This is a genomic window from Acholeplasma sp. ORD1043 (genome assembly GCF_057808485.1).
On the sequence record NZ_JAQLOJ010000016.1, the window covers coordinates 1 to 11718 of the forward strand.

17 protein-coding genes are annotated in these 11718 nt (G+C 29.4%); 4 read left to right on the top strand and 13 right to left on the bottom strand.

Annotated features, from left to right (window positions below; translation table 11 throughout):
- Positions 1 to 39: 39 nt before the first annotated feature.
- The 3 genes from PG914_RS06205 to PG914_RS06215 are packed head-to-tail and all read right to left on the bottom strand — an operon-like array spanning position 40 to position 1945.
- Entirely contained in the window at positions 40 to 858 is an 819-nt protein-coding gene (locus PG914_RS06205; protein WP_488822856.1) for an oxidoreductase, read from the bottom strand.
- Positions 859 to 907: 49 nt separating this feature from the next.
- Entirely contained in the window at positions 908 to 1618 is a 711-nt protein-coding gene (locus PG914_RS06210; RefSeq protein WP_488822858.1) for a formate/nitrite transporter family protein, read from the bottom strand.
- A 12-nt stretch (positions 1619 to 1630) separates the two neighbouring features.
- Positions 1631 to 1945, bottom strand: a complete 315-nt coding sequence (locus tag PG914_RS06215; protein WP_488822860.1) for a transcriptional regulator — start codon at positions 1943 to 1945, stop codon at positions 1631 to 1633.
- A gap of 166 nt (positions 1946 to 2111) precedes the next feature.
- Here PG914_RS06215 and PG914_RS06220 point away from each other — a divergent pair, with 166 nt between their 5' ends.
- Complete coding sequence (locus PG914_RS06220; protein WP_488822929.1) at positions 2112 to 2819, top strand: pseudouridine synthase; 708 nt, start codon at positions 2112 to 2114, stop codon at positions 2817 to 2819.
- Here PG914_RS06220 and PG914_RS06225 read toward each other — a convergent pair whose 3' ends face one another.
- Genes PG914_RS06225 through PG914_RS06235 form a run of 3 tightly spaced genes read right to left on the bottom strand, consistent with a single transcriptional unit; the run spans position 2820 to position 5196 of the window.
- On the bottom strand, positions 2820 to 3656 hold the full coding sequence (locus PG914_RS06225; RefSeq protein WP_488822862.1) for an RluA family pseudouridine synthase: 837 nt from the start codon (positions 3654 to 3656) through the stop codon (positions 2820 to 2822).
- A 2-nt stretch (positions 3657 to 3658) separates the two neighbouring features.
- A complete protein-coding gene (locus PG914_RS06230) occupies positions 3659 to 4630 on the bottom strand; it encodes an alpha/beta hydrolase (RefSeq protein WP_488822864.1) in 972 nt (323 codons plus the stop codon).
- Positions 4631 to 4647: 17 nt separating this feature from the next.
- Entirely contained in the window at positions 4648 to 5196 is a 549-nt protein-coding gene (locus tag PG914_RS06235; RefSeq protein ID WP_488822866.1) for a DUF4256 domain-containing protein, read from the bottom strand.
- Between the two features lie 99 nt (positions 5197 to 5295).
- On the opposite strand from PG914_RS06235, the gene PG914_RS06240 reads away from it, so the two are divergent.
- Complete coding sequence (locus PG914_RS06240; RefSeq protein WP_488822868.1) at positions 5296 to 6243, top strand: GGDEF domain-containing protein; 948 nt, start codon at positions 5296 to 5298, stop codon at positions 6241 to 6243.
- Between the two features lie 33 nt (positions 6244 to 6276).
- On the opposite strand, the gene PG914_RS06245 is transcribed toward PG914_RS06240, so the two are convergent.
- The 4 genes from PG914_RS06245 to PG914_RS06260 form a co-directional block, all read right to left on the bottom strand.
- Positions 6277 to 7572: an ArsB/NhaD family transporter gene (locus PG914_RS06245; RefSeq protein ID WP_488822870.1), complete on the bottom strand. Its 1296-nt coding sequence runs from the start codon at positions 7570 to 7572 to the stop codon at positions 6277 to 6279.
- 202 nt (positions 7573 to 7774) lie between these two features.
- A complete protein-coding gene (locus PG914_RS06250; RefSeq protein ID WP_488822872.1) occupies positions 7775 to 8227 on the bottom strand; it encodes a hypothetical protein in 453 nt (150 codons plus the stop codon).
- Between the two features lie 110 nt (positions 8228 to 8337).
- Complete coding sequence (locus tag PG914_RS06255) at positions 8338 to 8616, bottom strand: hypothetical protein (protein WP_488822873.1); 279 nt, start codon at positions 8614 to 8616, stop codon at positions 8338 to 8340.
- A gap of 25 nt (positions 8617 to 8641) precedes the next feature.
- Positions 8642 to 8824: a hypothetical protein gene (locus PG914_RS06260; protein WP_488822875.1), complete on the bottom strand. Its 183-nt coding sequence runs from the start codon at positions 8822 to 8824 to the stop codon at positions 8642 to 8644.
- Positions 8825 to 8852: 28 nt separating this feature from the next.
- On the opposite strand from PG914_RS06260, the gene PG914_RS06265 reads away from it, so the two are divergent.
- Entirely contained in the window at positions 8853 to 9158 is a 306-nt protein-coding gene (locus PG914_RS06265; RefSeq protein WP_488822877.1) for a hypothetical protein, read from the top strand.
- Positions 9159 to 9290: 132 nt separating this feature from the next.
- Here the strand turns inward: PG914_RS06265 and PG914_RS06270 are convergent, their stop codons facing one another.
- Both PG914_RS06270 and PG914_RS06275 read right to left on the bottom strand, forming a co-directional pair.
- Positions 9291 to 9998 (bottom strand): hypothetical protein, encoded by a 708-nt coding sequence (locus PG914_RS06270; RefSeq protein ID WP_488822878.1) that lies wholly within the window; start codon positions 9996 to 9998, stop codon positions 9291 to 9293.
- 13 nt (positions 9999 to 10011) lie between these two features.
- Positions 10012 to 10236, bottom strand: coding sequence for a hypothetical protein (locus PG914_RS06275; RefSeq protein ID WP_488822880.1), 225 nt, complete (start codon positions 10234 to 10236; stop codon positions 10012 to 10014).
- 278 nt (positions 10237 to 10514) lie between these two features.
- On the opposite strand from PG914_RS06275, the gene PG914_RS06280 reads away from it, so the two are divergent.
- Positions 10515 to 10778: a hypothetical protein gene (locus PG914_RS06280; protein ID WP_488822882.1), complete on the top strand. Its 264-nt coding sequence runs from the start codon at positions 10515 to 10517 to the stop codon at positions 10776 to 10778.
- Between the two features lie 420 nt (positions 10779 to 11198).
- Here PG914_RS06280 and PG914_RS06285 read toward each other — a convergent pair whose 3' ends face one another.
- The gene (locus PG914_RS06285) at positions 11199 to 11714 is read right to left on the bottom strand and encodes a hypothetical protein (RefSeq protein ID WP_488822884.1); all 516 of its coding nucleotides are present in this window, start codon (positions 11712 to 11714) and stop codon (positions 11199 to 11201) included.
- Positions 11715 to 11718 lie beyond the last annotated feature (4 nt).

The following is an 11718-nucleotide window of genomic DNA, read 5'->3' on the forward strand; positions in this document are numbered from 1 at the left end:
TTAATTAAAAGAGAATTCAATCAAGAATTCTCTTTTTTCTTATCTATGAAGTAAAATGTAATCCATTAATTTATCTGGTAAGAATCGCTTTGAAATGACGGCTAATTTTCCAAGTTTACCCATAACATATCTAGTTTTTGGATTTTTCTTTTTAATTGCTTTATATACTGCTTTAGCAACAACAACCGGGTCACTACCAATCTTTTTGTCTAAATAATCTCTTTTTGCATCACTTTTAACTTTATCAAACAAATCTTTATACGCTGTTTCTTGAGGTAATTTTTGAGAATTATCATAAGTAATACCCATGAATTCAGTTTGAATTAATCCTGGTTCAATTAAAACAACTTTTATACCAAACTGTTTGACTTCTAAACGTAATGCATCTGAAAAACCTTCAACTGCAAACTTACTGGCATGATACCACCCACCTAGTAATGAAACAACTCTACCACCGATAGATGAGGTATTTATAATCTTACCTCTTTTTTGTTTGCGCATTATTGGTAGTACTAATTTTGTCATTTCAGCTAATCCAAATAGATTAACTTCAAATTGTGCTTTAGCATCGCTTTCACTAATGTCTTCTATCGGCCCAAATAGCCCATATCCAGCGTTATTATATAAAACATCTATTCTACCTTCTCTTTGATAAATAGTGTCTATAGCAGCCATTCTTGAGTATTTATCAGTGACATCACAAACTATGATATCAACACCATAAGGTAAAAGCTCTTTTAATTTATCCAGTCTTCTAGCTAGTGCATATACTTTAAAACCTTTATCTGCTAAATATATTGCTGATGCTTTGCCAATCCCGGAGCTAGCACCAGTAATTACAACTACTTCTTTCTCCATAATCTCCCCTGCCTTTACTACTATTGTAACAAAAAAGGAGCTAGGCTCCTTATTTATTAAATCTCTTTGATGGTTTAGTTCCTGCCATTTGTTCTAAAACGTTAATTAGAATTGATCCAACGCCATTTCCTAATAACATAACAACAAACGCTAATAAGACTTCCCAAGTGAATGATCCAGATACCACGAAGTAATATGCGTTAGCGATACTGTGCTCTACACCTAAGAAAATGAATAATACAACAGCGAAGATGTTTAATACAACTTTTGCAACATCATTTGGTACGCGTTTATATCCTTCAACACCCATGTACATTAAGAATCCACAAATGATTGCTTTTGCAAAGATGCTATATAGTGGTGCTTCTAATTTACCTTCTACAATATGAACTGCGTTATCAATGATTGTAGTAAAACCAGCCATATGTACTAATAGTGCGAAGAATGAAAGTCCTAATAAGTTACCAATTACAATATAGAGTAAATCTAATAAATAACTTGGTTTTTCATCCGGAATATATGCAACACGACCTGTGAATAATTTAAAGTCAAAAGTTACAATTGATAATAACCCGAATCCGAATAAGAAAGCTCCTAAAACCATGTTTGTATTTTTAAGTGCTAAGTAAGTAGATGCAACAATCCCTACGATGATTCCTGATAGGGTTGCTGATAATATATATTTGAGTGTTCTGTTCATAATGCCGTCCTTTTCTTTACCATGTTTTATTATATAAAAAAGAAAGGATTTTGCAACCAAAGTTATAACTTTTTATTTCTTTTTTTTAACAGGCACTTTTAAGTGCGGCAAAATCGCATCTATCACATTTTTTACTAATATTTTGTCATCAATATCTAAAACATAATGTAGTTTAGCACCATCATATGGAAATCCTTGTTCTGCATTTTGCATCAATCCTTCAATTGAAGGATGTATTTTAACAAAAACTACATTATCACATACTAAAAATGTCGGCTTTTCATCAACATATACCATGTATTCTCCAAACATTTTCTTGTATCTTACAAAATAAGGTTCTTCTATTTGATTTAATACATAATCGATATAATTAAAACTAGTTGACATCAATAATTACCTCTAATTTCATTTTACACAATTGATTGTAAATAATTGATGTTTTTGATAGAATAGTATGGAAATCTTAGAGGAAAACCAAATGATAAGAGCTAAACTTTACAATAAAACTGAATATGCTGACTTAAACAGAGAACTATACGAAAATAAATCAGTTATTCGATTAAATAAATACATTTCTGAATCAGGGGTTGCATCCAGAAGAGAAGCTGACCGAATGATTGAAGTTGGTCGTATCAAAGTTAATGATGAAGTTGCAGTTGTTGGTACTCAAATCAAATCAGATGACATCGTTACTTTAGATGGTAAAGTGATTAAACCTAAGCGTACTAAAATTTACCTTGCACTCAATAAACCTTCTGGTATTGTATCAACAACAGATACTGCAATTGAAGGAAATATGACAACCTTCATGGATTATAAAGAAAAAATCTTCCCAATAGGAAGACTTGATAAAGAAACGACAGGTTTGATTCTTCTAACTAATGATGGTGATATCGTGAATAAAATCTTACGTGTTGAAAACGGTCATGATAAAGAGTATATTGTTGAAGTTAATAAAGACATAACCGATGATTTTATTGAACAGATGACTAAAGGTGTGATGATCTATAATCCAGTAACTCATCAAAATCAAAGAACACTTCCTGCTGATATCACACAAATTGCTAATCGTAAGTTTAAATTAATCATACGACAAGGTCTAAACAGACAAATCAGAAGAATGTGTGATGCATTAGGTTATAAAGTTGAAAGTCTTCAAAGAATCAGAATTATGCATATCAATTTAGGGGATCTACCAATTGGTTATTATAGATACCTTACACAATTTGAAATTGAAAAACTTAACGAATTAATGAAGTAATTAGAAAGGTACTTTCGAAGTGAAAGTTACCTTTTTATTTTCTCTAAAATGGGTGAATGCAATCGATTTAAAATGTAACATCAGACGAATGTACTTAGCTTTTCCATAGATTGGGTCACCAATAACCGGATGATTAATTGATGCTAAATGAGCTCTTATTTGGTGTGTTCTTCCACTTTCAATCGATACTTCTAATATCGTGCCTTGATTATTATAAGTTTTAACCTCATAATGTGTAACAGCTGGTTTTCCTTTTGATGAAATAACCATCATTTTGTTTGATTTATCCATTTCAAGTGGTTTATTAATTGTACCCTTTGAAGGCATTACTTGACCTAAAACTAAAGCTTCATATACTTTATGTATGGCTTTGGATTCAAATTGATGTGATAGATATGCAAGTGCAACAAAATGCTTAGCATATAAAACTAATCCAGAAGTGGCTTTATCAATTCGATGAACTGGTAAAACCGGATGGAAATAACCTTTATTGACAAAATAATTAGCTACTCTACTGTTTAATGTGTCAACCTCGTTGCCATCTGTATGAACGAGTAAGTCAATTGGTTTTTCCACAACAAAAAAATCATCATCTTCATAAATAATGTCAATTGTCTCATCAGTTAATACTTGGTTTTTGTCTTCTTCTAAAATAAAAGTGATTTCATCATTAGTTTTTAGGCGATATTCTGAGTTTGTTGGTTTATCGCCAACTAAAATTCTTTTATTAGAAGAATAGTTATAAATTACTGGTTTACCAACATACAATGATTGTAAATATTCTCTGATTGATTTACCAACAAAATCAGCATTTGGTTTTAATTTTAAATAGAACATATTTAATCCTTATTTTCTTTATAATATTTTTTTGTAGCATGTTCGATATGAGTTAATAAAAATTCAATGGCTTCCTTTGCAATTGTTGAATTGCCACCAATGGTATCAAAAGCGTGAAAACCACCATCAAATACTTTAAAATCAACTGGAACATTTGCTTTTTCTAATGCCGAAACATAAGCTTTTGTTTCATCCAAAAACGGCTCTACTGAACCAACATAGGTTAAACAAGGCGGTAAACTTTCGAAATTTTCAGCTCTTGCTGGAGCTGCATATACAGGAACTTTATTACTTCCAAAAAGATCACCCAAATAAAGTTTCCAACCTTCATAATTTGATCTTGAATTCCAAATTGGATCCAACAAATTATCCTTAGCAGATTCAGTAATCATTCGATCATCTATCATTGGATACAAAGGAATTTGATATGCAATACTAACCTCACCTTTATCTCTTGCCATATGAGTAATTGCCGCAGTTAAGCCACCACCAGCTGATTCTCCTCCTACCATGATTTGATTGATGTTTATCATGTATTCTTTACCATATTCCTTGACCCATTTTAATGTCGTATAACAATCATCGATTGCAGCAGGATATGGTTTTTCAACAGATAAGCGGTAATCTGGTGAAATGATTACACAACCAGTTCTATCAATTATCTTTTTAAATAATTTTTCATTCATTTCAGGTGTTCCCATACCGTACCCACCTCCATGAAACCAAACCAAACCTGCTGCACTTGGTTTTCTTAATATTGGAGCATAAATAGTAATTCTTAAATCAGTTCCATCTGGTCTTTTTATGTATCGTTGCTCATAATAAAGTTTTGACTTACATTTACCCTTTAGCGTGGATAAAAAAGTGTTCGCAAGTTGAACAGTATTCACTTTAAACGATGGCAAGAAAAACTTGATAAATATAGCACTTATGCGGAGTTCTTTATGAATCGTTGGTTCATTTTCCTGTTTCATGCATACCTCATCTTTATTTATGATAAGCTTACATAACCTCGATAAGCTCTAGAAGCATAATAACTTTCAGCACCATTATGGTAAGTGAAAACATGATCATATCTTCTATCGCAGAAGATTGCACCACCTAGTGATCTAATTGGTTCAGGTGTTAACACCCAAGTAGAAGTCTTTAAATCAAATGGTTCGATTGTTTGAAGTTTTCGATATTCTATTTCATTTAAGATTATAACGCCTATTTCTTTAGCATGTTCTAATGCTGAGGTTAATGGTTTAAACTCTTTTCTAGATTCCCATGCTAACCTATCATAACAAAAACTACGTCTGTTTTTGGGGGTTTCTTTTGAACAATCAACAAAGGTAAATTTATTATCTTCAAAAAGACGTGTAACTAAATCTGGTTCACCACCAGTTTCTTCCATATTGTAGATTACTTCTAGGACGCGTTCATTTTGATGAAGTCTTTTCTCTACTTCATCCCATGAAACTCCAGGATGTCTATACATATGTTTAGTAAAACGATCTTTTAAAGTTTTTAATAAATTTTCTTTATTCATCTGTTTCATTTAACCTCTTTTAAAATTTATAAAGTATTACCTTTTGTAAATATTATAACATTCTTAACTAGTTTACTTTGTTTTACAGTGCAGCAAATAGATTATATAATGTTTGTATGTAGTACTAAAGGAGGTTTCCTTAAGCCAAAATCACAATTTGTTGAAAATTGGGAAATCACGCACTATAAGAAACAAGCGAACAAAGTTTATACCTCAGCCTTAGTATTAATCACTATATTAAATCTAATATTCTTATTTTTTGAAAGTTATGTTTTTGTTTTAGTTAACTTTATATCAATAATTTCATGTATGATATGTTTATTCATCAATAAAAAAGAAATGTATGGCACAGCTTCATTTATATTTATAACTTCTTCTAGTCTAGTCACTTCATTTCATTCAATCTATTTCGGATTCTTATCAAGTTTTCTTTCATATGCTTTTTTAATGACAAGTTTAACAATCTTTACAAACTGGCGTCGATTATTTAAATTTTATATGAAGTTATTCATTGGTGCAATGTATATTATCAGTGGTATTTTAACTTACCAAGTAGGTCCATTGAAAGAAATTAATATAATTGCTCAATATACTTTTTTCGTAATTAATATGTCGTTTGTAATGGCAACTGTTGCAAGAAACGTGGCTTTCTTCTTTAATACAACCAAAGAAGCACATGAAAAATTAGCAGAACTTGCCACAACAGACTTTTTAACTGAACTACCAAATCGCACAAGTTTAATTTACAAATACGAGAAAACTTTGCATGAAAAACAAACTGGTATTGGATTTATGATGATTGATACCGATGATTTTAAAATGATTAATGATAATTATGGTCATATCATCGGAGATAATATATTAAAAGAAATTGCTAATGCATTTAAAAGAATCAAAGAACCAAATCATTTTATTGGTAGCTATGGTGGCGAAGAATTTATCTATATGATTGAATCAAACGATTATAATGAAGTTTTAGAAATTGCTGATCATTTACTCTATGAAGCAAAATCAGAAGTGAAAAATAAAATCGTTTCAAAGGTCATTGGCCTTTAAACGATTTTATTCTTTCAATATTTTATATTTAAATTAGATAATAATCTCTAACACGAATAAGCTTAAGATAAGTGATGCAACACCTAAAACAAATAATGTTTTAAAGTATTTTCCCATGCTAATTTTGATTTCATGTTGTTTTAATAAGTCATACCACATTAAACCTGCCAATGCCCCAAACGGAGTTAATAATACACCTAAATTTGCACCGATAATACTGGCATATGTTACTTTTGTAACAAGTAATGTTGGAACTTCTTCAATAACTAATTGAATAAACATTGTCATAGGTAAATTATTCATTACATTAGCTAGTAAAAATGATGATATTCCATAACCATATACTGGATCAAAATTGTTTAAGAAATTAAAGACTTGAATATGGAAACCACTTTGTTTAACACTATCTACTAAAACATACATACCAAGGATCATTGGTATAAAAGTCCATGGTGCTTTTTTTAATGTTACCGTAATTAAGTTTTGAGAATTTTTTTGGACCTTATTGATGATAAATGTTATAACGAGTAGTGACTTTGCTGCAACAATTGTAATTAGCCACATTTCAAGATCTATTAAATTAGAGAGTGTTAATAAAACTAAAGTTAAACCTAAATGAGAAAGTCCTAGTATCATTTTTAACTTATTAACTTCAAAATTAGAATCAACTGGTACTTCAATCGGTTTCTTTAAATCTTTTCTAAAAATAAACCATAATATTAAGTAACTAGTTAAACCTGTTACAATACCTGGTATAATCATCACTTTCATATAGTCTAAGAATGAAATATTCTGATTTGTTGCAAGATATACATTTGTTGGATTACCAACAATTAAGATTAAACTAAATGTATTTGCAAACACTAATACTGCAAATAAATAAGGTAATGGATTAATTTTTGCATGTCTACAAAAATAAATAATAATTGGTATAAACGTTAATATAATGACGTCATTACTAACAAAAATAGTTAATACAGAGACTAAAATTGAAAAGAATAAAAATACTTTATTTTGATCATTTTTAACTTTCTTCAAAACCCAAAAAGCTACCTTTTGGAAAAAACCAATTTCATTTAAATAAATCGATAAAATGGTCATCGAGATAAAGAAAGTCACTAGTTTAATTGGATTCATTTCTGAATCTTTGAAGATTGATTGCAAAAGATTATTAAGATCCATATTAGTTGTAAATAATGCAACTATTGCACCTAATACAATAACAACCCAATAAGTTTCTACTTCTTTTTTAAATACTCTAAGTTTAGGAAAAAACATCAATGATAACATCATAATAATGACTGTAGTTGTAAAGACAATTAACGCCATAAATATACCTCTTTTGCATGCTCAAAATGATATTAGCACTTTTATAAATTTTCAGCAATACAACTTACTTATAAAGTATCTTTTTTATAATAAAAACAACCATCGCTGGTTGTTCCTATAAATTAATTTATTTACTTTTACATAGTTTTTTTGTTGTATTTTTAAGTAAATAGAACTTTTTTAATCAAATAAACCAATGTAATCATTTAATGGTTTTTGGCTTTACTTGTTCTAATGCATATTTATGAATCCAACTTTGAGGAAATAAAATTCTATTTGCATATGCATAACGAATCAATTGTCCATGGTGCATAGCTTCATGTTCAATTAATTCCATTAACATATCTTCACTTTTATCTGGATGAAGCATTAATAAATCTTCAACCATTTTAGCAGTTTCTACTAGTTTTTGATTGACTTTATCTTTGTCATATATTTCATTTAATGAGCAGTTAAATCCAACCCATTTACCCGTTACGTATGCATTCATATAGGATTCTCTAGCACCGATAATACACCACGCTTGTGATCCAACCGTGTTTGATGGCAATCCATTGAGTTTAGATTTTAATTCAAGAACATTCATATGTTTGAAAAACTCATTTGTTTCTTTAATTACTTTAAATAATCGATTCTTTATAGTTTCATTTATCATAATTTACCTCATTTTTAAACTTTCTACTATTTTAAGGTTAAACTACAAAAAAATATCAATTGATTTTAATGAATTGCATATTACTGATTATAAACTACAAATTAAATACGTTATTTCTTATTACTCTCTATAATTGATGCGTCAATTTTTTTATTAATATCACTATATTGCTGCTTAAGTGTCACAATGATTCTATTATCAGCAAAATCATCCTCTATCGTTGGAATATATCTTTTATAGTCAACTTGAAAACCATAAGTGGATTTTTCTTGATATGCCCATACTGTTTGAGTCGATACTATTGAAAGAAAACCTAAAATTACAATCACAAGTAGAATCCGCATAATGTATATCGTAATCTTATTTGTGGCTTTATTACCATTTCTCATAGGCGAATCTCCTTTAATATGTTTTTTATTTAACTTTGATATCAACTTCTACACTAGTTGTCTTACCAATAAAACTTTTGGTTACCTCTATGATAAGGTTTTTTTGGAAATATGTAAGTCCAGTTGTTGTTCCGTGCTGAACAAGTAAAACTTTAATAATATTATCATCAACTTGCACTCCATCAATTGTTATTAGTGGAAACAACATCACGAATATTTTACTATGTCTCAATTATATGATTGAGTTTTATGGTATGCAAAGAGATTATGAAAAAGTAATTCAGATGTCACATTATGCCATTGAATCTGCCATGAAAAATAAATCATCCTACCTTTTAGTTGATTTCTATTACTTTCTCTCTCTTGCTTATTTTGCCATAGGTGACAATCTAAACTATAAGAAATCTTTGTTTAATTGTTACAATGCACTGCATCTTGAAAAGAATGATTCTAAAATCAAGATGTTTTATAAACTCATTGAAGAAGATTTTAATATTGATTTTGATAGTTTTATAGTTTCAAATATCAAAAAACCACGATAAATACTTCTCATCGTGGTTAATTATTCTGGTAAACTTGAACTATGAAATTAAGTAACGTAAATGCAACCAGAAAGAAAAGATAATACTATAACAGATAGAACAATCATCAATAGTCTATTTACAATATGAAACCTAAATATCTATACTTACCTTTCCTTCTTCAAAAGTCAATATAAAACTAGCTATCAATCTATCACTTTTTTTATAGTTAGTGTTTTTCATTCCAGTAATTGATATCGAATTTTCTGTATAAGTGAAATTAAAAGCATCAATTGTTTCATAAAACTCAATAAAATCATCAATGTCACTTTCCATCAAATCATAGTTCTGATTCTCATTAAAACTGTTTTCTGATGAGTCTAGAGGAATACTCATATTTAGTAAATAAATCGGAAATAATATATATTTTAAATCCTCTTCTCCTTGAAAAATTACTTTTGATTCCATGATGTAATACGTTCTACCACCACTATATGCTTGACTTGTAATAATATAGAAATGGTTAATATTGATTGATGTATTTGGAATTTGAATCAGTAGAGTATTGGTTCTAATATCACTCAAAGTGTATTCGTTATGCATGAAGATTTCAGATTTTATTTGAGAAATGGATTTACCACTATCAAATGTTGGACCACCATCAATTGAAGCTGAACCATAATTGATATACCTAACAGAATCGTTTAACTGCAAAAGAATCCTCGTATCACCAATTGCTGGATCTAGATATATTTTGTCTGAAGTCGTTGTTCCAGTTGATGGTGTCCATGGATAATAATCGCATCCAGATATTATGAGTGTTACAAGTATCACTATGATTATGCTAAAAATTCTTTTCATTGACTCTCCTTAATTAAAAGAAATAATATAAACTGCCTAATGCACCTGAGAAATTCACTTCAGGGTATTGTGTCCAACCATAATGTGCAACAAATGAAAATCCATAGGTAATACCTAAAAACTGCAAGGCAGTATATTGATAAACTACAAATGGTGACTTGTTTGGAATATATATCGATTTTCGATGTATTCTTTTTATAGGAATTGTTGATGCAGTTCCTTTTTCATTTTGCTGCAAAGGACATATTATGGAAAGCAAAATTAAACAGAAACTTATTACTTAAGATAAAGAGTATTCATATGGACTATCTATTTTAGCAAAGCTTTATGCTAAGAATCTTTTTACCGATAGTGAATACAATCAAATCAAGGAAATACTAAAACAGCATATGAGCATTGATTTAAATGATAAAAAAGCAACTTAAACACCATTGTTTACTTGCTATATATTGCTTTTAGAGTGATGTATATAGTAACCAAACAAGGAGTTAGATTATTCAACAAAAACAAGTAAAAGTGGTACAACCTAAAATTGAAATAAAGATTGATGCAATGACTAATGAGATTAGAAAAAAACGTCTTGGTGGTTATGTTAGAGTTTCAACTGATAGCGAAGATCAAAAAACATCATTTGAAGCACAATATGAGGAATACTACAATCGCATCAATAGTAACCCTGAATGGGAATTTGTCTTTCATCTGATACCTCCTGCATATACTTGTATTATAACAAAGTACAACTTTTTGGTATCAGTTCATGAAAATTTACATAAAATATGAATGGCTTTGTTAGGCTGTGTATTTCCTATTTTAAGGAAAGCAATACGATGTTTTCAACATGCGTAGAAAGGTGCAAATTGCTTGCCGATTTTCACATAATGGAGGCAAGTAACATAAATATTTTTAGTCATTATGCTTTTAAATGTAGGGAAGAAACATATTTCTGTTGAAAATTATAGATCATTCACTTACTATTACAGCATATGAATAACCTAATGCATATAGATACGCTTGTTTTGCATTTGCTTGACTTATGAATTCATATAAATGCGTTTGCACTAATCCATACACAACTACTACTGGTGGTGTTGATTTCCACAGATATTCTGCCGATAAAAATTCTTCAATATTAATTGATTAATGAATGAATCTAAAGTCTTTCAAATTAATACTTAAATAGTGGAATTTTATTCGTAATAATCATTTTTTTGGAATAATTATATTATATCCTACCATAATAGCGGATATTAATGCTAATAATCCACTGATATAACCACCAAAATATAGATACAAATCTGATGAATCCAGTCTAATGAATCTGAAACTATCTTCCACTACTCTATTATAATTTGCAAATTGTATTGGTAAAAAACATAATATTCCAACCAATAAAAATAAGATAAAAATCACTAATCTTGAATATGGAAAAACAATATCAAACAATTCAAGAATAAGAAGAATGATTCCAGCCAAACTAAATATTGGTATCAATAAAAGCACAAATGATAATCCAAATCCAGTAACGCTATTTGTAGAGTACTCAACAGATCCGATTGATGCTTGAAATCCAAAAATAAACTTCCATCCCACCAAACCACTTGGTGCGATACCAGGACTGGATATTACAATTTCAGAAAACATAAATACTACAACACTAATGAGGATTAGTACAATTGGTGTTGAAATATCTTTTATGATTTTTGAGATTTTTGTCATATTA